This is a genomic window from Citrobacter sp. Cpo015 (assembly GCF_030333035.1).
GTDB classification, from domain to species: Bacteria; Pseudomonadota; Gammaproteobacteria; order Enterobacterales; family Enterobacteriaceae; genus Citrobacter; species Citrobacter portucalensis.
Genome location: NZ_JAOWGS010000019.1, coordinates 615340 through 638330 on the forward strand (window position 1 = coordinate 615340; position 22991 = coordinate 638330).

Here is a 22991-nt window from a genome sequence, read left to right on the forward strand (position 1 = left end):
TCTCAACGCTGCCGAAAGGCTGGCGACATCAGGCCTTTAATGCCACAATCCCATTTTCTTCGCATGCAGGATGAATGATGAAAAAATTAGCAATCGTTGGTGTATTTCTGGCGCTTACCGGATGCGCCGAAGTAGAAAATTATAACGACGTGGTGAAAACGCCAGCGCCAGCCGGTCTGGAAGGATACTGGCAGTCAAAAGGTCCGCAACGCAGTCTGGTGAGTCCGGAAGCGATTGCCAGCCTGGTGATAACGAAAGAGGGCGATACGCTGGATTGTCGCCAGTGGCAGCGGGTGATCGCGCTGCCAGGGAAACTGACGATGCTCTCTGGTGAGCTCACCAACGTGACGGTGAAACGCGAGCTGTACGAGATCGAGCGCGAAGGCAATACGCTGGAATATGACGGTATGACGCTGCAACGGGTGGATCGCCCGACGCAGGAATGTGCTGACGCGTTAAAGAAAACGCCGCTGGCCACACCGCTGCCATAAACCGTACGCCCCGGTAGCCAGCGGCCACCGGGGTTGAACATTACAACACGTCTTCAATCACCCACACGCTGACGCTCCCGCCGTTACAGAAAAACGTCGCTTCGCCGTTTTCATCGGTGACCACGCTTTCTTCACGATTTCCCAGATAGTCCCGCCAGGTTTTATTGCCATAATTGGCACCGAGATTGATGGTCTTTTCCCCGTCATCACCGTTTGACAGCACCACCACACAGCCGGGATCCTCGTCCGTGCCGCTGCGGCTAAAAGCGATACAGTTAGGATGATCGAAAAAGAGCGTCTGTACCCCGTGCGCGAAGCGCTGGCGCGCGAGGATCAGTTCATCAAGTTGTTCAATGATCGGCATGTCGATAGGATAGATTTCGCCATCGCCGCCGGTGTCTTCGTAATGCGCTCCGTAGAGGTCAGGGTAAAACACCGACGGTACGCCGTTTTCGCGTAACAGGATCAGCGCATAGGCCAGCGGCTTAAACCACGGCTCGACGGGGGCTTCGAGTGCCTGCAAGGGTTGGGTGTCGTGATTGGCGACCAGCGTGACGGCATGAAAAGGATCGGCCTCCACCAGAGTGTCGGTGAAAATCTGGCTCATGTCGTAATCGCGGCCCTGACGGGAGGCCTCGTGGAATTTCATCTGCAAAGGGGCGTCGAACAGCATGGTTTTCCCCTCCACCTGATTAATGTAGGTTTGCAGTTTATCGACTTCATGGGACCAGTATTCCGCCACAATAAACAGCGGCTTGGGTGCAACCTCCTGCACGTGCTCAATCCACTCTTTGTAAAACCATGCCGGAATATGTTTCACCGCATCTAAACGAAAACCGTCACACTGGGTTTGCTCCATTACCCAACGCGCCCAGTATTTGAGCTCCTCAGTCACCGCGTGATTGCGAAAATCAATGTTTTCGCCCATCAGATAATCAAAATTACCCAACTCATCATCGACCTGATCGTTCCAGCCTTCTCCGGTGTAATCGTTAACGATTTTAAAAATCCCGTCTTCGGTTGGGTTCTCGATATGGTCAATGCCGCTGAAGCATTTAAAGTCCCAAATGAATTGCGAATACTGGCCAGCGCGGGCAGGGAAGGTATAGCGCGTCCAGCCTTCGCACTCGACAATCTCATCATCTATTTGCGTGCGATCCTCGGCGTTAACGCGCTGGACGCGGATCTTTTCTTTCTCATCAGCGCCCATTTTGTGGTTAACCACCACGTCCAGCAGTACGGCAATATCATTGTGCTTAAGTGCGTCAATCGCCGCCAGCAGCTGGTTTTTATCGCCGTATTTGGTGGCGACGGTTCCCTTTTGGTCGAATTCGCCTAGGTCAAACAGATCGTACGAGTCATAGCCAACGGAATAGCCGCCGGACGCGCCTTTATAAGCGGGGGGCAGCCATACCATATTGATGCCGATATCATTGAGTCCGCCTGCGCGTTCGGCAAGCTCGGGCCAGAGTTGACCGCCATCAGGGTAATACCAGTGGAAGTACTGCAATAACGTGGGATTTTTCATCTTCCGTGCTCCAGAAGTCGTTTGGCCGACCTCTGGAGTATGGAAGATAATTCAGACGAGACGGGAAATTATTGTGGCGAGGTGGGGGCGTCGGGTACCAGCAGCATACCGGAAAGACGACCATAGGCGTTATTGAGCGTCTTTTGGCGTGTCGACTGACCGATGAGATTGCTGAGTTCATCCAGACGCTGCTGCAACAACGTTTTAAGTAATTGTTCGTTATCCAGCGTCTGTTTAATATACCCGGCCACTAAGTCCTGAATACTTCGCGTAATGCCCGGTGGAGTTTGCTCTTCCATGACCACTTCAATACTTTGCAGATAGGTAACTTCCTGTTCCAGTAAAAGGTCCCATTCACCGCGCTGCGCCAGTTCCAGCAGCGAGTGACTGAGTAGCGCGATGCGCTGCCAACGGTTGATAAACTCCACGGCTGAGGTCATTAACGAGACTCCTGGGACGACGCTTTCGGTGAAATCTGTTTCCAGGCATCTGCAATGTTGCCGAGTAACTCTTCGACTTCTTCAATGGCCTGACAATCATTACGCAAGTTAGCTTGCAGTAAACGGCGGATCATATAGTCATACAGCGAGGACAGGTTGGTGGCGATTTCACCGCCAGTTTCCTGATCCAGGCCTGCTTTCAGACCATTGTCGATAATGTTAATGGCTTTGCTTAAGGCCTCACCTTTGGCGACGATATCACCCTGTTGCATAAACAGGCGAGCGCGCACCAGGGCGCTGTTCGCGCCGTCAAACAACATTTCAATCAGCTGATGTGGGCTGGCGCTCATTACGGCGCTTTCCACGCTGACCTGTGCATAGGCTTTGGTACCGCTCGCGGTATACATACTTACCTCGTGTTATCAGGATTTATTCATCGCTGTAAATTGTTGGCCCAGATAGGTACTGGTGTTATTCAGCTTGCTCATCATGCTATCGAGCTGGGTAAACTGCGCCGTATAGCGCGCAACCATGTCATCAATGCTGGCACTAACTGACAGATATTGTTTGGTCAGTTTTTTCAGCGTGGCGTTAATGCTGTCTTGCGCGTTATCAATAATGCCGTCATCAGCGAGATAGCTTTTTACTTCAGCCGCAATTTTGGTGGTGATGCCGGTTTCTTTGCCGTCGCCTGCCAGCAGTTCGCGAACTGAGGCGGTGTTTTCGTCCAGCGCTTTTTTCAGTTTGGTGTCATCGATGGTCATCTTGCCGGTTTTGCCATCTTGTTTGATGCCGATTTCATTCAGGGTCTTAAAGGCACCTTCGCTACCGGAGTTGGCAAACTGCGCGCGAATACCGGTCTGAATGGTACGCACTACGCTATCACCGACGAGGGCGCCGTTGTCTTTGTCCTGACCTTCCGCACCTGCGTCTACGGCTTTATATTTGGTCAACGTATTAAAGGTATCGATCAGTGAGTTATAGGCATCCACCCAGCCTTTAATCGCTTCCGTAGCTTTCTCATTGCTTTTCGTAACGGTGATACGCGCGTCGGTGACTTTTTTGGTCAGTTCCAGCGTGACGCCCTGCGGGGCATCGGTGACTTTGTTGCTCTGACGTTCAATATCGATACCGTTCATCGTGAGCTTGGAGTTTTGCGCTTTAACCAACTCAGTCATTTTTCCGGTGCCGGTTGTACTGTCGTAGGCCAGCATATCGTTCAGCTTGCTGTCGCCGTCAACAGAGATGGTCATTTTGCTGTCCATACCTTCTGCTGCGGTCAGCACCAGTTTGAACTCGCCATCTTTTACCTTCACGATGCTGGCGGAGATGCCGCTATCGGTATCGTTAATCGCCTTACTGATATCATCCAGCGTGGTCTTATCTTGCGAGAGTTTGATCTCCAGCGGCTCTTTACGGCCCGGTTGTTCAATTTTAATAGTACGAGTACCAGAACCATCACCCAGAGCCTCTTTGTTTGAAGCAACCGATGAGGTGCTCAGAGACTGCGCCTGGGCCAGCTGCGTGACGCTGATGGTATAAATACCCGGTGCCGCGCCGGCTTCGGTGGTCACTTTCAGGTCTTCAGTACTGCTGGTCACATTGCTGCTTCTGAACAGTTCCGGTTTATTTAACGCGGTATTGGCCGTCTGGAATTTTTCCAGCGCACTCTTAAGCGTACCGTAGGCCGTCAGGCGGGCGGTATTATCGGTCTGTTGCTGAGTAATTGGATTTAAACGTTTTTTCTCAGCGATAGTCAGGTTGTTTAGCAACGTGTCCAGTGGTAAGCCTGAGCCTACGCCTAATGATGTAAATGAAGCCATGCCCGATTCCTTGTGATTGCAAACAATTGTTAAGCGGGTTATCGGCAATCTGCGCGCAAAGTTTAATGATAGTTTTGCCAAAATAATGCGCGGAATAGTGGTGCATAAAGAGGGTATTTCACGGACTAAGAAAAAAGAGAGCGGAAAGTAAAAATTTTCTAAAGTTCGAATTTAAGGTGCCGATACATGGGTTACGGTCAGAAACCGTGGGCAACAGCCCAATAACATCGAGTTGTAATTGATAAGGAAAAGATCATGGCACAAGTCATCAATACAAACAGCCTGTCGCTGTTGACCCAAAATAACCTGAACAAATCTCAGTCCGCTCTGGGCTCTGCTATCGAGCGTCTGTCCTCCGGTCTGCGTATCAACAGCGCGAAAGACGATGCTGCTGGTCAGGCGATTGCAAACCGTTTCACTGCTAACATCAAAGGCCTGACTCAGGCTTCCCGTAACGCCAATGACGGCATCTCTGTTGCCCAGACTACTGAAGGCGCGCTGTCTGAAATCAACAACAACCTGCAGCGCGTACGTGAACTGTCCGTACAGGCAGCGAACGGCTCCAACTCTGAATCTGACCTTACTTCTATCCAGGACGAAATTAATCAGCGCCTGGCAGAAATCAACCGTGTTTCCGAGCAGACCGACTTCAACGGTAAAAAAGTTCTGAACCAGGACGGTCAGTTGACCATTCAGGTTGGTGCAAAAGATAATGAAACCATTACTATCGATCTGAAAAAAATCGATAGCACAACACTTGGATTAGCTGATCTTAATATCTCTAAAACAGGTAAAAGTGTTGCAAATGGTGCTACCGTTAGCGTTCAGCATGCTGTAAAAGCTGCTGATATGAAAGATACTTCAGGCGGTACGAAACTTACCTTTGATGATGTGAAAAGCAAACTGTATAAAGATGGTTCAGGGAATTTTTATCTTACCGCTGATAGCACTGCAACGCCTCCAAAATATTTTGCAGCTAAAGTGGATAACAAAGCTGGAACAGTTACAGTCGATAGTTCTCTCCCTGAATCTACTGTTAAATTAGCTGACCTTACTGCAGTTGATAAAGTTGGGAAAGATGTGAAAGTAGATACTACAGATGTTGCAACTGCCGGGAAATCTTTAGTTTCATATAAAGATTCTAATGGCAATGATGCTTATGCTCTTAAATCTGTAGATGCAAATGGTGTTTCCTCATATGTTACGACCACTATTAACGAAGCTGACGGTAAGCCTGCTTTAACTGGTGGTGTGGCTGTTAAATTAGGTTCTACGGATCCATTGGCGAAAATTGATAAGGCTCTGTCTGACGTCGATCAGTTCCGTAGCTCCCTCGGTGCGATTCAGAACCGTTTTGAATCTGCAATTACCAACCTGGGCAATACCGTGAACAACTTGTCTTCTGCTCGTAGCCGTATCGAAGATTCCGACTATGCGACCGAAGTGTCTAACATGTCTCGTGCGCAGATCCTGCAACAAGCGGGGACCTCTGTACTGGCGCAGGCTAACCAGACCACGCAGAACGTTCTGTCTCTGCTGCGTTAATTTACGCTTATCGCGCAAACCCCGCTCCGGCGGGGTTTTTTATATTTAGCTTTACCCGTAACCCCTAAATAACCCCCCATTTCACCCACTATTCACCCGATTAAAACCCCTGCAGAAACGGATAATCATGCCGATAACTCATTTAACGCAGGGCTGTTTATCGTGAATTCACTGTATACCGCTGAAGGTGTAATGGATAAACACTCGCTGTGGCAGCGTTATGTACCGTTGGTGCGTCACGAAGCATTGCGCCTTCAGGTGCGTTTGCCGGCGAGCGTAGAACTGGATGACCTGCTACAAGCGGGCGGCATCGGGTTATTGAATGCCGTTGACCGATATGACGCTTTGCAAGGAACGGCATTTACCACTTACGCAGTGCAGCGTATTCGTGGAGCAATGCTGGACGAACTACGTAGCCGGGATTGGGTGCCGCGTAGCGTTCGGCGCAATGCTCGCGAAGTGGCTCAGGCGATGGGACAACTGGAGCAGGAATTAGGGCGCAACGCGACGGAAACCGAAGTGGCGGAGCGTCTGGCTATTCCTGTGCAAGAGTATCGTCAGATGTTGCTCGATACCAACAACAGCCAGCTCTTCTCTTATGACGAGTGGCGGGAAGAGCATGGCGATAGTATTGAGCTGGTGACGGAAGAACATCAGCAGGAAAACCCGTTACAACAGCTTCTTGAGGGTAACCTCCGCCAGCGCGTGATGGACGCGATCGAGGCGTTGCCGGAGCGAGAAAAGCTGGTGTTAACGCTGTACTACCAGGAAGAGCTGAATCTGAAAGAGATTGGCGCGGTACTGGAAGTCGGGGAGTCGCGGGTCAGCCAGTTGCACAGTCAGGCCATCAAACGTCTACGCACCAAGCTGGGTAAGCTATAGGGGTACATCATTACCCCTGAACAATGCCGCATTACGAATTGACTACCAGGAGTTCTCATGACGGTGCAGCAATCAAAAAGACGGCCTCTAAGCCGCTACCTCAAAGATTTCAAACACAGCCAGACGCATTGCGCCCATTGCTTTAAGTTGCTCGACCGGATCACGCTGGTTCGTCGCGGGCAAATTGTGAATAAAATCGCCATCGCCCGCCTGGACACTTTGTTGGATGAAGCCGAGTGGGAGCAGGAGAAAAAAGAGTGGGTGGCACTGTGTCGTTTTTGCGGTGATTTGCATTGCAAAGAGCAGAGCGACTTTTTCGACATCATTGGTTTTAAACAATTTTTATTTGAGCAGACCGAAATGAGTCACGGCACGGTACGTGAATACGTTGTCCGCCTGCGTCGCCTCGGGAATCACCTGACCGAACAAAATATCTCTCATGACCTGCTGCAGGAAGGGTTCCTCGACGAAAACCTTGCCCCGTGGCTGCCGGAAACCAGCACCAACAATTACCGCATCGCCTTACGTAAGTATGAGCAGTTCAAAGCCCATACCCATATGGGACATATGCAGAAATCCTCCTGGACAGCCAGTTCTGATATATATTAAAAACGAATAAGGTGTAACAGAGTCGTGTTTGTGGAACACAGTAAACGCTTTACACTGTAGTCATAAATGATAGTCACTAATGACAATATTCGGGGTAACTATGAAATTAGCACTTCTGGGACGTCAGGCTCTGATGGGTGTAATGGCTGTTGCACTTGTCGCTGGAATGAGCGTAAAGACTTATGCAGATGAAGGTCTGTTAAATAAAGTTAAAGAGCGCGGCACGCTGCTGGTGGGCCTGGAAGGGACCTATCCCCCGTTTAGTTTTCAGGGCGATGACGGCAAGCTGACCGGTTTCGAAGTGGAGTTTGCTGAGGAACTGGCCAAGCACCTTGGGGTGAAAGCTAACCTGAAGCCGACCAAGTGGGACGGTATGCTGGCCTCTCTTGATTCCAAGCGCATTGACGTGGTCATCAACCAGGTGACCATCTCTGACGAACGTAAGAAAAAATACGATTTCTCTACCCCGTATACGGTTTCTGGTATTCAGGCGCTGGTGAAGAAAGGTAATGAAGGCGTTATTAAGACCGCTGCCGATCTGAAAGGTAAAAAAGTCGGCGTTGGTCTGGGCACCAACTATGAAGAGTGGCTGCGCCAGAACGTGCAGGGCGTGGATATTCGTACCTATGATGATGACCCGACCAAATACCAGGATCTGCGTGTAGGCCGTATCGACGCCATTTTGGTTGACCGTCTGGCAGCGCTGGATCTGGTCAAGAAAACCAAGGATACGCTGGCTGTGACCGGTGAAGCATTCTCCCGCCAGGAGTCCGGCGTGGCGCTGCGCAAAGGCAATGAAGATCTGCTGAAAGCGGTTGATGCGGCCATTGCTGAAATGCAGAAAGACGGTACGCTGAAAGCTCTGTCTGAAAAATGGTTTGGAGCGGATGTGACGAAATAATCGGCATCCGATGAAAAAAGGCGCCTTTAACAGCGCCTTTTTTTATTTCATTGCGCCTGAGCGTGCATAATAAAAAGAACATCACAACAACGAATACCGGAGGCTGTATGCCGCTGCATAACTTAACGCGCTTTCCACGTCTGGAATTTATTGGCGCGCCAACGCCGCTCGAATATCTTCCACGCTTCTCCGACCACCTTGGGCGCGATATTTTCATCAAACGCGATGACGTCACGCCGATGGCCATGGGTGGCAATAAGCTGCGTAAGCTGGAATTCCTGGCCGCAGACGCACTGCGTGAAGGCGCTGATACGCTGATAACCGCAGGTGCGATTCAGTCTAACCACGTTCGCCAGACGGCGGCGGTAGCGGCTAAGCTTGGCCTGCACTGCGTGGCGCTGTTGGAAAATCCGATTGGCACTACTGCGGAAAACTATCTCACCAATGGCAACCGTCTGCTTCTGGACCTGTTTAATACGCAGATCGAAATGTGCGATGCGCTGACCGACCCGAATGCGCAACTTCAGGAACTGGCGACGCGCATTGAAGCGCAGGGGTTCCGCCCGTATGTGATCCCCGTAGGGGGTTCCAACGCGTTGGGCGCATTGGGTTATGTAGAAAGCGCGCTGGAAATTGCCCAGCAGTGTGAAGGGGCCGTTGCGCTTTCTTCCGTTGTGGTGGCATCGGGCAGCGCGGGAACGCACGCCGGGCTGGCCGTGGGCCTGGAACAACTGATGCCAGACGTCGAGCTGATCGGCGTGACCGTCTCGCGCAGCGTTGCCGATCAAAAGCCCAAAGTTGTAACGTTGCAGCAGGATATTGCCCGCGAACTGGAACTGACGGCCTCGGCGGATATCCTGTTATGGGATGATTATTTTGCGCCGGGCTACGGTACGCCAAACGAAGAGGGCATGGAGGCGGTAAAACTGCTGGCGCGCCTGGAAGGCATTTTGTTGGATCCGGTGTATACCGGTAAGGCGATGGCGGGTTTGATTGACGGTATCAGCCAGAAACGCTTCAAAGACGAAGGCCCAATCCTCTTTATTCATACCGGTGGGGCACCTGCACTGTTTGCCTACCATCCTCACGTGTAACAACCAGGTCGAAAAACGCTAATGCATGAAAGTATCCAACTGGTAATTGATTCTCTGCCGTATCTGCTCAAAGGCGCGGTTTTTACGCTGCAACTGAGTATCGGCGGGATGTTTTTTGGCCTCGTGCTGGGGTTTATCCTGGCGTTGATGCGTCTGTCGCCGCTGTTGCCTGTGCGCTGGCTGGCGCGTTTTTATATCTCTATTTTTCGTGGAACACCGCTAATTGCCCAGCTGTTTATGATCTATTACGGTCTGCCGCAGTTTGGTATTGAGCTTGATCCCATCCCGGCGGCGATGATTGGCTTGTCGCTGAATACGGCGGCCTACGCTGCGGAAACCCTGCGTGCGGCAATCTCTTCCATCGATAAAGGGCAGTGGGAGGCAGGCGCCAGTATTGGTATGACGCGCTGGCAGACCATGCGCCGGGCAATCCTGCCGCAGGCTGCGCGCGTTGCGTTGCCGCCGCTGAGCAACAGCTTTATCAGTCTGGTGAAAGATACCTCTTTGGCCGCCACTATTCAGGTACCGGAACTGTTCCGTCAGGCGCAGCTGATTACCTCGCGTACGCTGGAAGTCTTTACGATGTATCTGGCGGCCTCGTTGATTTACTGGGTGATGGCGACGGTGCTTTCTGCGCTGCAAAACTATTTTGAAGAACAACTGAACCGCCAGGAGAGAGAGCCGAAATGAGTGCTATCGAAGTCAGAAACCTGGTCAAAAAGTTTCATGGGCAAACGGTGCTGCATGGGATCGATCTTGACGTCAAACCTGGTGAAGTAGTAGCGATTATCGGGCCGAGCGGATCGGGTAAAACCACGCTGCTGCGTAGCATTAATTTGCTGGAGCAACCGGAGGCGGGCACCATTAAAGTGGGTGAGATTACCATTGATACCGCGCGTTCGTTGACCCAGCAGAAAGGCCTGATTCGTCAGTTACGTCAGCACGTCGGTTTTGTGTTCCAGAACTTTAATTTGTTCCCGCATCGGACGGTGCTGGAAAACATTATTGAAGGGCCGGTGATAGTCAAAGGTGAACCAAAAGCTGAAGCGACAGCTCGTGCGCGTGAATTGCTGGCGAAAGTCGGGTTGGCGGGCAAAGAAACCAGCTATCCGCGGCGTTTATCGGGCGGACAGCAGCAGCGCGTAGCGATTGCCCGAGCGCTGGCGATGCGACCTGAGGTTATTCTTTTTGATGAACCGACCTCCGCGCTCGATCCGGAGCTGGTTGGCGAGGTACTTAATACCATCCGCCAACTGGCGCAGGAAAAACGCACCATGGTAATTGTGACGCATGAAATGAGCTTTGCTCGCGATGTTGCCGATAGAGCGATATTTATGGATCAAGGACGGATAGTGGAGCAGGGACCCGCAAAATCCTTATTCACGCATCCGCAGCAGCCGCGTACCCGCCAGTTTCTTGAGAAGTTTTTGATGCAATAAATAGTGCATATAGCACTCGTCGGAATTGTTTCTGGCGAGTGCTGTTCGCATAACTATTTATAATTATTGCTTTATTATTAATGCTTGAATCTGTTACTTCCTTCCACTGCTGAGTAATACTCAAGTAATTCTTCATTTGTCCGATAATTTGCATATATAAAATACATTTATGTGTTAGCTTGTTTCATATGTTTGGATGATTATCAATCTCAGGGGCATTACCACTTAGTATGCAGGATCATGATTTCTTCACCTGGCGACGGAGCATGCTGTTACGCTTTCAGGAAATGGCGACGGCAGAGGATGTCTATACGGAATTACAACAACAGACGCAGCACTTAGAGTTCGATTTTTACGCGCTCTGTGTTCGTCATCCGGTACCTTTTACCCGACCTAAAACGTCTCTTCATACGACCTATCCCAAAGCATGGGTGGCGCATTATCAGTCCGAAAATTATTTCGCCATTGATCCGGTGCTGAAACCTGAAAACTTCAGTCAGGGGCATTTACCCTGGAACGATACTCTGTTTCGCGATGCGCAACCTTTGTGGGACGCCGCACGCAATCACGGTTTACGCAAAGGGATGACGCAATGCTTAATGTTGCCTAATCGGGCGTTGGGTTTTTTATCGGTATCGCGTGCAAGTATCCGTAACAGTCGCCTTGCGAGCGATGAAGTGGAGCTCAGGATGCAGCTTCTGGTACGGGAAAGCCTGTCTGTACTGACGCGGCTGGAAGATGACATGGTTATGGCGCCAGAAATGCGCTTTAGCAAGCGGGAAAAGGAAATATTGAAATGGACGGCGGAGGGGAAGACCTCTTCAGAGATCGCCATCATTCTGTCTATTTCTGAAAATACCGTAAACTTCCACCAGAAGAATATGCAAAAGAAATTCAATGCACCAAACAAAACGCAGATAGCCTGTTATGCCGCGGCAACCGGGCTTATCTGAGTAAATTATCGTTCTGAGTGTCAGACGCAAAACCGGCTGAGAGCATTGCTATCAGCCGGTTTCTTTTTACTGGCGGTAAGCTTGTTTAATTTGCTTAACCGTGTTGGAAAATACCGCCGCCTGTGATTGATCTTCAATCAGCGCGAGCTGTTTTTCCATTTTAAGAATCACGCGGCCTGCATCGGCTTGACCCATTGCCTGCAGCATCAGCGTTAACATGGCTTTCAGGCAGGTGACTTCATTGGCCAGTTCCTGGTTATTCTCAGCAGTGGAAAAGTCAGGCGTACTCATTTATTTTCCTCGTTATGTTTCAATGAAAAAGTGCGATGTCAAATCTTAAGGCGGCGGAGTATACCATAAGCGAGGCTAAAAATATCTGTGGTTGTTTTTTGCGCGGACCAATGTTGTGGACATTAAAATAAACAACATGTTGCAGTGCATATATTTTCTCCACATGTTGTTTATTTCGAGTATTTTCCTCGTTAATTATTGTTACAACTTTGACTGCCTATTTTGCATTCAGCGGGGGAATATGAATTTTTTGTCACTATTCTGAAACAGCTATGCAGATATAACCGTGGCAGAAGGCTGTCAGGACTGAAAGTTTCCACTCGTCGTACAATCTAATTTCCAAAAACGAGAGCAAAATCGAAAGTCGGGCGTTTTTTACATTTCAAAGTTGAGATAAAACCCGTTAACATAGGGCCGATTAACTATCGGTAGCGTTATCCCTATTCTGGAGATATTCCTTTGATCAACGTTTTTCTTGTTGATGACCACGAACTGGTGCGCGCAGGGATACGACGCATTCTGGAAGATATAAAAGGCATAAAAGTTGTCGGCGAAGCGTGCTGCGGTGAAGATGCGGTAAAATGGTGCCGCTCAAATTCCGTTGACGTTGTGCTGATGGATATGAATATGCCCGGTATTGGCGGTCTGGAAGCAACCCGCAAAATTGCGCGTTCCGCGGCAGACATTAAAGTGATCATGCTGACGGTACACACCGAAAACCCATTACCTGCAAAAGTTATGCAGGCAGGGGCCGCAGGGTATCTCAGCAAAGGCGCCGCCCCCCAGGAAGTAGTGAGTGCCATTCGTTCGGTTTTTTCCGGGCAGCGTTATATTGCCTCCGATATCGCTCAGCAAATGGCGCTCAGCCAGATTGAGCCTGAGAAAACGGAAACCCCGTTTGCCAGTTTGTCTGAACGCGAGTTGCAGATTATGCTGATGATCACCAAAGGTCAGAAGGTCAATGAGATCTCAGAGCAACTGAATCTTAGTCCTAAAACGGTGAACAGCTATCGCTATCGAATGTTCAGTAAATTAAACATTCACGGCGATGTAGAGCTGACTCACCTGGCAATTCGCCATGGCCTGTGTAATGCGGAGACATTAACAAGCCAGTGACCGAGTTTGATGCCAAAGCGTTCCTGAAAACCGTGACCAGTCAGCCCGGCGTCTATCGTATGTATGATACCGCCGGGACGGTTATCTATGTCGGGAAAGCGAAAGACCTGAAAAAAAGGCTTTCCAGCTACTTCCGTAGTAATCTTGCGTCACGCAAGACCGAAGCGCTGGTCGCGCAAATCCAGCAGATTGATGTCACGGTAACGCACACTGAAACCGAAGCGTTATTGCTTGAGCACAACTACATCAAACTGTATCAGCCGCGCTATAACGTATTGCTGCGCGATGATAAATCCTACCCTTTTATATTCCTTAGCGGTGATACGCACCCGCGTCTGGCGATGCATCGCGGGGCAAAGCATGCCAAAGGCGAGTACTTTGGACCGTTCCCGAACGGTTATGCGGTGCGTGAAACGCTGGCGCTGTTGCAGAAAATATTCCCTATCCGCCAGTGCGAAAACAGCGTTTATCGCAACCGTTCTCGGCCTTGTCTGCAATATCAGATTGGCCGCTGTCTTGGTCCGTGTGTCGCGGGTCTGGTGAGTGAGGAAGAGTATGCGCAGCAGGTCGAGTATGTTCGTCTGTTCCTGTCCGGAAAAGACGATCAGGTATTAACGCAGCTGATCGCCCGCATGGAAAAGGCCAGCCAAAATCTCGAATTTGAAGAGGCTGCGCGCATTCGTGACCAAATTCAGGCCGTACGTCGCGTGACAGAAAAACAGTTTGTCTCTAATACCGGAGACGATCTGGACGTCATTGGCGTGGCGTTTGACGCAGGTATGGCCTGTGTGCATGTTCTGTTTATTCGCCAGGGTAAAGTGCTGGGCAGCCGCAGCTATTTCCCGAAAGTACCCGGTGGCACGGAACTCGGCGAGGTCGTCGAAACCTTTGTCGGGCAGTTTTATCTGCAGGGGAGCCAGATGCGTACCTTACCCGGGGAGATCCTGCTCGATTTTAATCTTAGCGATAAAACCCTGCTGGCAGACTCTCTGTCTGAACTGGCCGGCAGGAAGATTAACGTGCAGACGAAACCGCGAGGAGATCGCGCACGTTATCTCAAGCTGGCGCGGACCAACGCGGCAGTGGCGCTCACCACAAAACTTTCTCAGCAGTCGACGATTACGCAACGTCTGACGGCGCTGGCATCGGTATTGAAGTTACCTGCGGTGAAGCGTATGGAATGCTTCGACATCAGCCATACGATGGGTGAGCAGACGGTAGCCTCCTGCGTGGTCTTTGATGCCAATGGCCCGCTGCGCGCAGAGTATCGCCGCTACAACATTACCGGCATTACGCCGGGTGATGATTATGCGGCGATGAATCAGGTTTTGCGTCGGCGTTATGGTAAGGCGATTGAAGAAAGTAAGATTCCGGACGTCATATTGATCGACGGCGGTAAAGGTCAGTTAGGGCAGGCGAAAGCCGTTTTTGCTGAGCTGGATGTTCCCTGGGACAAACAGCACCCACTCTTGCTGGGGGTGGCAAAAGGGGCCGATCGTAAAGCAGGCCTGGAAACGCTGTTCTTTGAGCCGGAAGGTGAGGGCTTTAGCCTGCCGCCGGATTCGCCTGCATTGCACGTTATCCAGCATATCCGCGATGAATCTCACGATCATGCGATTAGCGGGCATCGTAAAAAGCGGGCGAAAGTGAAAAGCACCAGCACGCTTGAGACCATCGAAGGTGTCGGGCCAAAGCGTCGCCAGATGTTGTTGAAATATATGGGAGGTTTGCAAGGCCTTCGTAACGCAAGTATCGAAGAAATTGCAAAAGTGCCGGGTATTTCGCAAGCTCTGGCAGAAAAGATCTTCTACTCGTTGAAACATTAGGCCCTCTGTAGCAACATAGGGGTAATTTCACTGACAACAGATAGTTATCCGTCATATGCAATTTAATATCCCTACGTTGCTCACGCTGTTTCGCGTCATCCTGATCCCATTCTTTGTATTGGCTTTTTACCTGCCATTCACCTGGGCTCCCTTTGTTTGTGCGCTGATCTTCTGTATCGCAGCGGTCACTGACTGGTTTGACGGTTTTCTGGCGCGCCGCTGGAACCAAAGCACGCGTTTTGGCGCCTTCCTCGATCCGGTCGCTGATAAAGTGCTGGTGGCAATCGCGATGGTCCTGGTGACAGAGCATTACCACAGCTGGTGGGTGACGCTTCCTGCCGCAACAATGATTGCGCGTGAAATTATCATCTCTGCACTGCGTGAATGGATGGCCGAACTGGGTAAACGCAGCAGCGTAGCCGTATCCTGGATCGGTAAAGTGAAAACCACTTCGCAAATGGCTGCACTGGCCTGGCTGCTGTGGCGTCCAAATATCTGGGTAGAGTATGCTGGGATCGCACTTTTCTTCGTCGCCGCGATACTGACTTTGTGGTCAATGTTCCAGTATTTGAGCGCTGCACGTGGAGATTTGCTTGATCAGTGATCGTTTCGACGCAAATTTCAGCAAACGATCGTCAGTGGTGAAAAATATCGTTGACTCATTGCGTCAGGTAAGTAGAATGCAACGCATCGAACGGCGGCACTGATTGCCAGACGATAACAAAATCAAGTGATTAACAAAGTTACTTGGTGATGCGGGAATAGCTCAGTTGGTAGAGCACGACCTTGCCAAGGTCGGGGTCGCGAGTTCGAGTCTCGTTTCCCGCTCCAAATTTAAGACATCGGCAATAGCGGATGTCGGCTGTAAAGCCAGAAGATTTCGGCGCGTTAGCAAAGCGGTTATGTAGCGGATTGCAAATCCGTCTAGTCCGGTTCGACTCCGGAACGCGCCTCCAATTTTTTCCCGAGCCCGGATGGTGGAATCGGTAGACACAAGGGATTTAAAATCCCTCGGCGTTCGCGCTGTGTGGGTTCAAGTCCCACTCCGGGTACCATGGGAAAGAACAGAATAATCAAAGCAATAAGCAGTGTCGTGAAACCACCTACGGGTGGTTTTTTTGTGCTTTTTTTTTACAAGCATAGATACCTTGCGTCAAGCAACCTGCCAGAAACGTAAACTGCCCTCTATATACTCACTATTGCTAATCAATCTATCGCCGAATCGGCGCGTTAAACATAAAGCCCCCTCGGGCAGGGTTGTTGATAAACCCATCGCGGGCGGGATTATAGTTGTGGTCCTGGAAACCATTCATCAGGATGGGATCGCCAAAGCCATCCTGTATCGCCAGCTGTCTGTGGATTCGGTTTCGTGCCCTGAACGTGAAAGCGAAATCATCCGTCCCGCCAATGATGATCACGCCATTACCAGCTCGAAGTGCCTCGCTCAACTCTTGCTCTCTAACAGCCTGGTTTTGTAACGCGCTGGCTGTGGCAGACGATGACGCCAGCAGCAGTAATATGAGAACGGCGCATGAAAATACCGATGGCAGTTTCATGATTAATACCTATAAAAAGCATGGCTATTAAAGTATAGCTTTATGTTGTCATCTTAACTGAAAAGAAAACCAATAATTTAAACCTGCTATCCATACTGTGTTTAAAAGTCCGGAAGAGTAGTGCCGCGCAGTTAAGAACTATAATAAAAACAGCCAACAGATGATTACTTCTGTTGGCAGACAGTGCTGATTCAGGGGGCTGCTATGAACATTTCATCTTTTCCGATAGTTATGTTTGCAGCATTGCTTACCCTTAGTGGTGCAGCATATTCGGTGGAAAAAGAGGATATCTTTTCGCAGAATGCCAGGGCTACGGATCCCATCGCATTTTCTCAACAGTCATTTAATAACCTGACGTCTTATCAGGTTATGATGCGCTCCTCGTCGCCATCCGATGAAAGCAAAATTATTCGCTATAGCTTTCAAAAGCCTGGGTATGTGCGGATGGATTTTACCCAACCGCATTCAGGTGCGGCGCTTATCTTTAATCCCGTCAGCGGTAAAGTGACGTTATGGCCATTTGGTGTGGGTACATTGCCCATTTTGCTCCTGTCGCCTACTAATTCATTGATCCAGGATGAGCGCGGTCATCGGGTGGATCGCTCTGATATCGGCGTGTTGTTGGGCAATATTCGTCATCTGCAACGCGAAGGGACAACGACCACAGTTGGTAAGGAAAACCTTGCAGGACGGGCGACAATGCACGTATCTGTGGTTGGGCCAGGAACAATGGCGGTTGATGGAGTACATCGTTATGACGTCTGGCTGGATAATTATCATGGACTCCCTGCCAAAGTGATCAGCTATGCGCCAAATGGGCAGCGATTAGAAACCGTGCTTCTGGATGCTATGGTCATTAACATCCATTTTCCCGCCAATTTCTTCTCGCCTTGAGGGAGTCTGTATTATGGCTAACTATCAGTTTTCCACCGTCTGGCGGGTTGAGGCTTCAATTCAGGAAGTATGGGATGTTTTTTCTCATCCCGATCAGTGGCCGGAATGGTGGGAAAGTCTGGAACGCATTGTTGAGATTAAAAAAGGTGATATACAGGGCATTGGGGCGCTACATCGTTATACCTGGAAAGGAGCGCTTCCTTATCGCTTAACCTTTGACATCAACGTGTTGAATATTCTGCCCTGCTCGCTGCTTGAGGGGCAAGCCAGCGGGGCGGTTGAAGGGCGAGGCGTGTGGTCTTTTTCTGCCAATGGCACAGAGACTATCGTCAGATATGACTGGAATGTGCGTACCACGATCCGCTGGATGAATTATCTTGCCCCACTGGCGGCACCTGTTTTTCGCTGGAATCACGATATGGTTATGCGCGAAGGGGCCAGAGGGTTAGCCCGTAAGCTGGCAACGAATGTTTATATATTCTGAACTCGCTCTCACGGCTGTACTTTTTGCCTGCCTATGGCTTACTATCTGTCGCGCAGTTTCTTATTTCATTCACAGTTAACAGGTCTGTTATTGATGAATAACCTCCATCGGCTCACCTTTTTATGTCAGCGTCTGTCTGCTGTGATGATCGCATACGGTTTTTGCCTTTTTAGCCGTAGCCCAACTCTTACAACATGGACAGACAGCAATGCAACGTCGACAATTTCTCAAAAATAGCGTTCTCCTTTCCGCCGCCGGTTTAGTCGGTCCTGCGGTTATTAGCCAGACGGTTCACGCCGCTGAGCCATCCGTTGCACCAGTCGCGCGTCGGCGCTTTGTGTTATCCCAGACGTATAAACTTAACCCTCCTAAGGGATCGAGCGGCGTGGTAAAACTGTGGATCCCGCTTCCGGTAGATACCGCGTTTCAACAAATGACGGCGCTTGCCTTTAGCGGAAACTACAAGCATGCGTACGTTACCACTAATAATACTTATGGCGCGAAAACGCTGTTCGCCACCTGGCCTGACTCGCAGGGCGAACTGTTGATTAACGTTGATATCGACATTGAAACCGCCGACTGGGAGCCGCTGAAGCAGGACGCGCTGAAAACCTGGCAAGCGCCGGAGCAGATTATTTATCCGCTGGATGTAAAACCGTACCTGCTGCCGACGACACATACCCCAGTTGATGGGCTGGTTCTGGAAACCGCACGTAAAATTACCGGTAATGAGCAGGATCCGCTGAAAAAAGCACGCCTGATTTACGAGTGGGTGAGTAGCCATATGGAGCGCGATAACGACGTTATCGGCTGCGGCACGGGGGATGTGGCGGAGATCTTAAAAAGCGGTAAGCTCAAAGGAAAATGCACCGACATGAGCTCCGTTTTTGTTGCTCTGGCACGGGCCAGCGGTATTCCGGCACGCGAACTGTTTGGCATCCGTCTGGGCAAAGCCAATAAACTCGAACGTTACTCGAAAAGCGCTTTTGGCAAAGCAGACAGTGCAGGCGTCGCCGATGTGAGCGGCGGACAACATTGCCGCGCCGAATTCTATCTGGCCGGTTACGGCTGGTTACCGTGCGATCCTGCTGATGTGACCAAAATGCGTCTGGCAGAGAAAAAATCGCATCAGGACGCCGATGTCCAGGCGGTAAACACTTACCTGTTTGGTAACTGGGAAATGAACTGGGTTGGATTTAACTACGGGCGTGATTTCGAGCTGTATCCAGCAACGGAGCAGGGAGCCATGAACAACTTTGGCTATCCTTACGCTGAAGTCGATGGTGACCCGATCAATTTCTATGATCCTAAAGCGTTCTCGTACAGCTATGTCGCCACAGAACAACGCTAAAGGGGCGGGACTCACCCTGTTGACGGCCGCTGCGGCTGCCGTCACCGCGGGCTTATGCTGCGTTGGACCGCTGCTCTATCTGTTGTTTGGTATTTCGGCGGCGAGCTTTGCTGTTTTCACCCAGTTTGAGTTTTTGCGAATTCCCCTGATGCTGGTGTCATTGGGCTTATTACTGCGCGTCTTCTGGCGGCTCTATTTTTCCATGCGGCTGTGGTGCTCCGGATGGTTAACGTTGAAGCAAGCGCGCGTTCTCTACTGGTGCGCGCTGGCGTTGATTTTGCCGGTGCTATTTTATCCAACGCTCGTTGCCTGGTTTTATGAGGTATTTGAATGAAAATCTTCACATTAGTTGCATGCTTGTTGCTGCCGCTGTGGGCTCAGGCGGCCAATCAAAAAGTGGTGCTGGATATACAAAATATGACCTGCTCGCTGTGCGTTATTTCGGTCAATCAGGCGCTACGTGAAACCGACGGTGTGATTAAAGCAAAATCCTCCCTAAAAACCCGACAAGCAGAAGCGATTGTGCCAGAAGGTTTCCCAACCGATACGTTACTTAACGCGGTAGCGAAAACGGGCTATACCGCAACGCTCAATCGTATTGAACAACAGTAAACCACCTACGGGTGGTTTTATTGTGTTTTCCCGGTATGATGCCCGGCGGCTTAGTGTTCTCTTTTGTGCGTTAACTTCCGGAATTCCCCTCGTTTCCTGTTAACCTGAACAGGCGGCAGCTGTATGCCGCATATGCCCATTTGTATCTGTTATCCCTCCAGCCATGTAGGATGATCACAGGCAAGATTTTTTGACTAAGGAAAAGCGTTATGAAAACGGGACCATTAAACGAGAGCGAACTGGAATGGCTGGATGATGTACTGACTAAGTACAATACAGACAAGGCTATTCTGGATGTGTCAGAACTGGATGGTTTGCTGACAGCGGTGCTGAGTTCACCGTATGAAATTGAACCAGAGCAGTGGCTGGTCGCAATTTGGGGCGGCGCGCAGTATGTCCCTCGCTGGTCCTCCGAAAAAGAAATGACGCGTTTCATGAACCTGGCGTTTCAACATATGGCGGATACGGCCGATCGTCTGGATGAATATCCTGAGCAGTTTGAGCCGTTATTTGGTTTGCGTGAAATTGACGAGCATGAACTGACCATCGTTGAAGAGTGGTGCTTTGGTTATATGCGCGGCGTCGCACTGTCAGACTGGTCCGCGTTACCGGACACGTTAAAACCAGCACTTGAAGCTATTGCGCTGCACGGCACGGAAGAGAACTTTGCGGTGGTTGAGAAACTAACGCCGGAAGCGTTTGAAGAGAGCGTCGATGCCATCCGCCTGGCAGCGCTGGACCTGCATGCTTACTGGATGGCGCATCCTCAGGAAACGCCGGTCAAAGTACCGGTGAAAGTGGATGCCAAAGTAGGGCGCAATGACCCTTGCCCATGTGGCAGCGGAAAGAAATATAAGCAGTGCTGTTTGCATTAACAGAAAGGGGCGAAAGCCCCTTTGTTTTAACCCACTTCTGGTAGTAATCCTGCTGCAATAGAAAACTGTACTGCTATCACCACAATGCCGCACAAAAATACCAGCGCCAGCGCCGGAGCACCGCCTGCTACGCGGTAGTTGGCCTGCGGATTATGTTTTCTGCTCTGCCAGGCCAGCATCGAGGGAATGAGCAGCGCCAGCACCGCCAGGGCAACGCCCGCATACCCTAATGCCATGACAAAACCACGCGGATAGAACAGCGCGAATGCCAGCGGCGGCAGGAATGTCACCGCGCCGGTTTGCATTCTTCCCGCTACGGTATTGCGGCGCTGGAAGAGGTCGGCCAGGTAGTCAAATAATCCCAATGCAACGCCGAGGAAAGAGGTTGCCAGCGCGAGGTCGGCGAACAGATGCACCGCCAGTTCGACGTGCGGCGAAGCCACGACTTCACGCAATGCCTGCAATAAGCCGTTTAAGCCTGCGTGGTTGGCTAATAGCCCCATGAACGTTGTCGAGTTAATGCTACCAAGCGTCGCCAGTTGCCAGAAGATATAGGCGACCAGAGGAATAGCGCTACCCGTAATAAACACCCAACGCAGTTTACGGATGTTACCGTTCATATAGCTGACGATACTGGGAACACTGCCGTGAAAACCGAACGAGGTGAAGATGACCGGGATTGCGGAGAGCGCCAACCCCTGTTGCAGCGGCAGCGTAAGCAGGTTCACTTTATGAATATGCGGCATTAACAGAGCCAGCATCGCCACCAGGAAGATTATCTTGGCACTGAATAGCAGACGGTTGAACAGATCGACCAGCGAGGTCCCAACACAAACCACGCCACCGGCAACAAAGGTGAACAGCAGTACGCCTGTTGTCGGGGAAATATTTGTTCCGGTCCAGTCGCTGATGCTGGAGGCCAGCAGTTCACCTGCACCACTGATGTACGCCGCCGTCAGAGCATACATTAAAAACATCATGCTAAAGCCCGTTACCCATTGTCCGTAACGACCAAGATAACGTTTTGCCAGCGTACCCAGCCCTGTGTCTGCCGGGACATGTTGATACACTTCAAGCAGCAACAGCGCGGTGTAGCACATCAACGCCCAAAGACTGACTAACAATACCAGCGTGACGCTAAACCCCACGCCTGCCGCAGCCAGCGGCATTGCCAACATACCGGCACCAATCGTGGTTCCCGCCACGATAAAAATACTACCCAGGGTTCTGTTTTTCACGCTTTCCTCTGTCCCAGAGATAATCAATGGTTATATCTGCGGCGCAGATTAAGGCAAAACGCTATTTTCGTCAAATCACCGTTACAATGACTGTACATTAATGTTTACGATGTTTTGACCATTAAGATGTATAACAAATGACATTTATCTGCTGATAAACCTGCGTTAGCGCAAAGCGACGATGTGCGGTTCACATTAGGCTACGGACTTTATTAAGGAGGTAATATGGAATCTATTCACGGTCACGAAGTGCTTAACATGATGATTGAATCTGGTAAGCAGTATTCAAATGCCAGCCTTGAAGCGGCGATTACGGCACGTTTCGGCGAGCAGGCGCGTTTTCACACTTGTTCTGCGGCGGATATGACGGCAGGCGAGTTGGTGGCGTTTTTAGCGGCGAAGGGAAAGTTTATTGCAAAAGAAGACGGCTTCTCTACGCACGAAAGCAAGATCTGCCGTCACTGATTTCAAGGGGTAATGATGGCGGGTTGCCTTCATTACCCTAAAATATTAATTCTGTGTATCAAGCGTAGCCAGTTCTTTATCGATGAAATAAAGACCTTCGCCGCTTTTTCCTGCCAGCGACAGCTTATCAATAACAGATTTAAATAATTTCTCTTCTTCATGCTGCTCGGCAACATACCATTGCAGGAAATTAAAGGTTGGATAATCCTGGTGGGTCATTGCCGCGTGTGCCAGCTCATTAATTTTCTGGGTGATTAGCTGCTCGTGTTCGTAAGTAACACGGAACAGTTCATCCAGAGAAGCATATTCAGCAAAGGGTGAAGAAACGGTATTAATACGCGGCAAGCTGCCGGTATCGGTCAGGTAGTCGAACAGACGCTGCATGTGCGTCATCTCTTCCTGGGCGTGACGGCGCAAAAACGCGGCAGCACCTTCGAAGCTGTGATAGCTGCACCACGCGCTCATCTGTTGGTAGAGCAGAGATGAATATAATTCAAGATTCATTTGCTCATTCAGTTGGTCGATCATTTCTGTTTTCAGCATGGTTCTGCTCCACAAACGTTATTATATATTGACGT

The 22991-nt window shown here is 50.4% G+C and carries 28 protein-coding genes and 3 tRNA genes; 22 read left to right on the forward strand and 9 right to left on the reverse strand.

All coding sequences use genetic code 11. From position 1 onward, the window contains the following. The first annotated feature begins 77 nt into the window (after positions 1-77). Positions 78-491 carry a lipoprotein YedD gene (gene yedD / locus OGY67_RS03025; protein WP_167820204.1) on the forward strand — a complete coding sequence of 138 codons (414 nt, stop codon included), beginning with the start codon at positions 78-80 and terminating at the stop codon, positions 489-491. Between the two features lie 40 nt (positions 492-531). On the opposite strand, the gene amyA is transcribed toward yedD, so the two are convergent. The 4 genes from amyA to fliD form a co-directional block, all read right to left on the reverse strand. Then, a complete protein-coding gene (amyA, locus tag OGY67_RS03030; RefSeq protein WP_167820055.1) occupies positions 532-2019 on the reverse strand; it encodes an alpha-amylase in 1488 nt (495 codons plus the stop codon). A 68-nt stretch (positions 2020-2087) separates the two neighbouring features. Continuing rightward, positions 2088-2459: a flagella biosynthesis regulatory protein FliT gene (gene fliT / locus OGY67_RS03035; protein WP_008785101.1), complete on the reverse strand. Its 372-nt coding sequence runs from the start codon at positions 2457-2459 to the stop codon at positions 2088-2090. Beyond that, positions 2459-2866, reverse strand: coding sequence for a flagellar export chaperone FliS (gene fliS, locus OGY67_RS03040; protein ID WP_032943829.1), 408 nt, complete (start codon positions 2864-2866; stop codon positions 2459-2461). Before fliS ends, fliT begins: the two co-directional genes overlap by 1 nt. 15 nt (positions 2867-2881) lie before the next feature. Beyond that, a complete protein-coding gene (fliD, locus tag OGY67_RS03045) occupies positions 2882-4282 on the reverse strand; it encodes a flagellar filament capping protein FliD (RefSeq protein ID WP_167820054.1) in 1401 nt (466 codons plus the stop codon). 255 nt (positions 4283-4537) lie between these two features. Between fliD and OGY67_RS03050 the strand changes: the two genes are divergently transcribed. The 8 genes from OGY67_RS03050 to sdiA all read left to right on the forward strand — a co-directional run bounded on the left by OGY67_RS03050 (position 4538) and on the right by sdiA (position 11705). Then, the gene (locus OGY67_RS03050) at positions 4538-5827 is read left to right on the forward strand and encodes a FliC/FljB family flagellin (RefSeq protein WP_167820053.1); all 1290 of its coding nucleotides are present in this window, start codon (positions 4538-4540) and stop codon (positions 5825-5827) included. 162 nt (positions 5828-5989) lie between these two features. Beyond that, on the forward strand, positions 5990-6709 hold the full coding sequence (fliA, locus tag OGY67_RS03055) for an RNA polymerase sigma factor FliA (protein ID WP_016153479.1): 720 nt from the start codon (positions 5990-5992) through the stop codon (positions 6707-6709). A 57-nt stretch (positions 6710-6766) separates the two neighbouring features. Then, positions 6767-7318, forward strand: coding sequence for a flagella biosynthesis regulatory protein FliZ (gene fliZ / locus OGY67_RS03060; RefSeq protein WP_003030467.1), 552 nt, complete (start codon positions 6767-6769; stop codon positions 7316-7318). Between the two features lie 100 nt (positions 7319-7418). Continuing rightward, entirely contained in the window at positions 7419-8219 is an 801-nt protein-coding gene (gene tcyJ, locus OGY67_RS03065) for a cystine ABC transporter substrate-binding protein (protein ID WP_003030469.1), read from the forward strand. 107 nt (positions 8220-8326) lie between these two features. After that, on the forward strand, positions 8327-9313 hold the full coding sequence (gene dcyD / locus OGY67_RS03070; protein ID WP_118262559.1) for a D-cysteine desulfhydrase: 987 nt from the start codon (positions 8327-8329) through the stop codon (positions 9311-9313). Between the two features lie 21 nt (positions 9314-9334). Further along, complete coding sequence (gene tcyL, locus OGY67_RS03075) at positions 9335-10003, forward strand: cystine ABC transporter permease (protein WP_003030474.1); 669 nt, start codon at positions 9335-9337, stop codon at positions 10001-10003. Next, on the forward strand, positions 10000-10752 hold the full coding sequence (gene tcyN, locus OGY67_RS03080; protein WP_003030477.1) for an L-cystine ABC transporter ATP-binding protein TcyN: 753 nt from the start codon (positions 10000-10002) through the stop codon (positions 10750-10752). Before tcyL ends, tcyN begins: the two co-directional genes overlap by 4 nt. 230 nt (positions 10753-10982) lie before the next feature. Further along, positions 10983-11705, forward strand: coding sequence for a quorum-sensing transcriptional regulator SdiA (gene sdiA / locus OGY67_RS03085; RefSeq protein WP_008785095.1), 723 nt, complete (start codon positions 10983-10985; stop codon positions 11703-11705). A gap of 66 nt (positions 11706-11771) precedes the next feature. Here the strand turns inward: sdiA and OGY67_RS03090 are convergent, their stop codons facing one another. Both OGY67_RS03090 and OGY67_RS23755 read right to left on the reverse strand, forming a co-directional pair. Beyond that, positions 11772-11996, reverse strand: a complete 225-nt coding sequence (locus OGY67_RS03090; RefSeq protein WP_003030482.1) for a DUF2594 family protein — start codon at positions 11994-11996, stop codon at positions 11772-11774. 19 nt (positions 11997-12015) lie between these two features. Next, positions 12016-12159, reverse strand: a complete 144-nt coding sequence (locus OGY67_RS23755) for a hypothetical protein (protein WP_418219448.1) — start codon at positions 12157-12159, stop codon at positions 12016-12018. Positions 12160-12455: 296 nt separating this feature from the next. On the opposite strand from OGY67_RS23755, the gene uvrY reads away from it, so the two are divergent. From uvrY to OGY67_RS03120, 6 genes are all read left to right on the forward strand, one after another. Then, on the forward strand, positions 12456-13112 hold the full coding sequence (gene uvrY / locus OGY67_RS03095) for a UvrY/SirA/GacA family response regulator transcription factor (RefSeq protein ID WP_167820052.1): 657 nt from the start codon (positions 12456-12458) through the stop codon (positions 13110-13112). Next, a complete protein-coding gene (uvrC, locus tag OGY67_RS03100; RefSeq protein ID WP_079934683.1) occupies positions 13109-14938 on the forward strand; it encodes an excinuclease ABC subunit UvrC in 1830 nt (609 codons plus the stop codon). The genes uvrY and uvrC overlap by 4 nt, the downstream gene beginning before the upstream one ends. A 55-nt stretch (positions 14939-14993) precedes the next feature. Next, complete coding sequence (gene pgsA / locus OGY67_RS03105) at positions 14994-15542, forward strand: CDP-diacylglycerol--glycerol-3-phosphate 3-phosphatidyltransferase (RefSeq protein ID WP_003030490.1); 549 nt, start codon at positions 14994-14996, stop codon at positions 15540-15542. A gap of 151 nt (positions 15543-15693) precedes the next feature. Then, positions 15694-15769 (forward strand) — tRNA-Gly (locus tag OGY67_RS03110). A 51-nt stretch (positions 15770-15820) separates the two neighbouring features. Then, a tRNA-Cys gene (locus OGY67_RS03115) sits at positions 15821-15894 on the forward strand. A 12-nt stretch (positions 15895-15906) separates the two neighbouring features. Continuing rightward, positions 15907-15993, forward strand: a tRNA-Leu gene (locus tag OGY67_RS03120). Between the two features lie 156 nt (positions 15994-16149). Here the strand turns inward: OGY67_RS03120 and OGY67_RS23690 are convergent. Further along, positions 16150-16494: a hypothetical protein gene (locus tag OGY67_RS23690; RefSeq protein WP_048235186.1), complete on the reverse strand. Its 345-nt coding sequence runs from the start codon at positions 16492-16494 to the stop codon at positions 16150-16152. Between the two features lie 204 nt (positions 16495-16698). On the opposite strand from OGY67_RS23690, the gene OGY67_RS03130 reads away from it, so the two are divergent. The 6 genes from OGY67_RS03130 to OGY67_RS03155 all read left to right on the forward strand — a co-directional run bounded on the left by OGY67_RS03130 (position 16699) and on the right by OGY67_RS03155 (position 20710). Continuing rightward, the gene (locus tag OGY67_RS03130) at positions 16699-17388 is read left to right on the forward strand and encodes a LolA family protein (protein WP_286573437.1); all 690 of its coding nucleotides are present in this window, start codon (positions 16699-16701) and stop codon (positions 17386-17388) included. Between the two features lie 13 nt (positions 17389-17401). Beyond that, positions 17402-17872 carry an SRPBCC family protein gene (locus tag OGY67_RS03135; protein ID WP_286573439.1) on the forward strand — a complete coding sequence of 157 codons (471 nt, stop codon included), beginning with the start codon at positions 17402-17404 and terminating at the stop codon, positions 17870-17872. A gap of 208 nt (positions 17873-18080) precedes the next feature. Further along, a complete protein-coding gene (locus OGY67_RS03140) occupies positions 18081-19223 on the forward strand; it encodes a transglutaminase-like domain-containing protein (protein WP_167820048.1) in 1143 nt (380 codons plus the stop codon). Beyond that, positions 19201-19557: a mercuric transporter MerT family protein gene (locus OGY67_RS03145; protein WP_167820047.1), complete on the forward strand. Its 357-nt coding sequence runs from the start codon at positions 19201-19203 to the stop codon at positions 19555-19557. Before OGY67_RS03140 ends, OGY67_RS03145 begins: the two co-directional genes overlap by 23 nt. Continuing rightward, positions 19554-19835, forward strand: a complete 282-nt coding sequence (locus tag OGY67_RS03150) for a heavy-metal-associated domain-containing protein (protein ID WP_003833910.1) — start codon at positions 19554-19556, stop codon at positions 19833-19835. The genes OGY67_RS03145 and OGY67_RS03150 overlap by 4 nt, the downstream gene beginning before the upstream one ends. 209 nt (positions 19836-20044) lie before the next feature. Continuing rightward, complete coding sequence (locus OGY67_RS03155) at positions 20045-20710, forward strand: YecA/YgfB family protein (protein WP_003034581.1); 666 nt, start codon at positions 20045-20047, stop codon at positions 20708-20710. 26 nt (positions 20711-20736) lie between these two features. On the opposite strand, the gene tyrP is transcribed toward OGY67_RS03155, so the two are convergent. After that, the gene (tyrP, locus tag OGY67_RS03160) at positions 20737-21948 is read right to left on the reverse strand and encodes a tyrosine transporter TyrP (protein ID WP_003833907.1); all 1212 of its coding nucleotides are present in this window, start codon (positions 21946-21948) and stop codon (positions 20737-20739) included. 225 nt (positions 21949-22173) lie between these two features. On the opposite strand from tyrP, the gene OGY67_RS03165 reads away from it, so the two are divergent. Beyond that, the gene (locus tag OGY67_RS03165; protein ID WP_167820046.1) at positions 22174-22413 is read left to right on the forward strand and encodes a YecH family metal-binding protein; all 240 of its coding nucleotides are present in this window, start codon (positions 22174-22176) and stop codon (positions 22411-22413) included. Between the two features lie 45 nt (positions 22414-22458). On the opposite strand, the gene ftnA is transcribed toward OGY67_RS03165, so the two are convergent. Continuing rightward, a complete protein-coding gene (ftnA, locus tag OGY67_RS03170; RefSeq protein WP_003034588.1) occupies positions 22459-22956 on the reverse strand; it encodes a non-heme ferritin in 498 nt (165 codons plus the stop codon). Positions 22957-22991 lie beyond the last annotated feature (35 nt).

Bases quoted from the DNA above. Each gene is read 5' to 3' on its own strand.
- yedD (WP_167820204.1), top strand. From the start codon at position 78: ATGAAAAAATTAGCAATCGTTGGTGTATTTCTGGCGCTTACCGGATGC.
- amyA (WP_167820055.1), bottom strand. From the start codon at position 2,019: ATGAAAAATCCCACGTTATTGCAGTACTTCCACTGGTATTACCCTGAT.
- fliT (WP_008785101.1), bottom strand. From the start codon at position 2,459: ATGACCTCAGCCGTGGAGTTTATCAACCGTTGGCAGCGCATCGCGCTA.
- fliS (WP_032943829.1), bottom strand. From the start codon at position 2,866: ATGTATACCGCGAGCGGTACCAAAGCCTATGCACAGGTCAGCGTGGAA.
- fliD (WP_167820054.1), bottom strand. From the start codon at position 4,282: ATGGCTTCATTTACATCATTAGGCGTAGGCTCAGGCTTACCACTGGAC.
- OGY67_RS03050 (WP_167820053.1), top strand. From the start codon at position 4,538: ATGGCACAAGTCATCAATACAAACAGCCTGTCGCTGTTGACCCAAAAT.
- fliZ (WP_003030467.1), top strand. From the start codon at position 6,767: ATGACGGTGCAGCAATCAAAAAGACGGCCTCTAAGCCGCTACCTCAAA.
- tcyJ (WP_003030469.1), top strand. From the start codon at position 7,419: ATGAAATTAGCACTTCTGGGACGTCAGGCTCTGATGGGTGTAATGGCT.
- dcyD (WP_118262559.1), top strand. From the start codon at position 8,327: ATGCCGCTGCATAACTTAACGCGCTTTCCACGTCTGGAATTTATTGGC.
- tcyL (WP_003030474.1), top strand. From the start codon at position 9,335: ATGCATGAAAGTATCCAACTGGTAATTGATTCTCTGCCGTATCTGCTC.
- tcyN (WP_003030477.1), top strand. From the start codon at position 10,000: ATGAGTGCTATCGAAGTCAGAAACCTGGTCAAAAAGTTTCATGGGCAA.
- sdiA (WP_008785095.1), top strand. From the start codon at position 10,983: ATGCAGGATCATGATTTCTTCACCTGGCGACGGAGCATGCTGTTACGC.
- OGY67_RS03090 (WP_003030482.1), bottom strand. From the start codon at position 11,996: ATGAGTACGCCTGACTTTTCCACTGCTGAGAATAACCAGGAACTGGCC.
- pgsA (WP_003030490.1), top strand. From the start codon at position 14,994: ATGCAATTTAATATCCCTACGTTGCTCACGCTGTTTCGCGTCATCCTG.
- OGY67_RS23690 (WP_048235186.1), bottom strand. From the start codon at position 16,494: ATGAAACTGCCATCGGTATTTTCATGCGCCGTTCTCATATTACTGCTG.
- OGY67_RS03130 (WP_286573437.1), top strand. From the start codon at position 16,699: ATGAACATTTCATCTTTTCCGATAGTTATGTTTGCAGCATTGCTTACC.
- OGY67_RS03135 (WP_286573439.1), top strand. From the start codon at position 17,402: ATGGCTAACTATCAGTTTTCCACCGTCTGGCGGGTTGAGGCTTCAATT.
- OGY67_RS03140 (WP_167820048.1), top strand. From the start codon at position 18,081: ATGCAACGTCGACAATTTCTCAAAAATAGCGTTCTCCTTTCCGCCGCC.
- OGY67_RS03145 (WP_167820047.1), top strand. From the start codon at position 19,201: ATGTCGCCACAGAACAACGCTAAAGGGGCGGGACTCACCCTGTTGACG.
- OGY67_RS03150 (WP_003833910.1), top strand. From the start codon at position 19,554: ATGAAAATCTTCACATTAGTTGCATGCTTGTTGCTGCCGCTGTGGGCT.
- OGY67_RS03155 (WP_003034581.1), top strand. From the start codon at position 20,045: ATGAAAACGGGACCATTAAACGAGAGCGAACTGGAATGGCTGGATGAT.
- OGY67_RS03165 (WP_167820046.1), top strand. From the start codon at position 22,174: ATGGAATCTATTCACGGTCACGAAGTGCTTAACATGATGATTGAATCT.
- ftnA (WP_003034588.1), bottom strand. From the start codon at position 22,956: ATGCTGAAAACAGAAATGATCGACCAACTGAATGAGCAAATGAATCTT.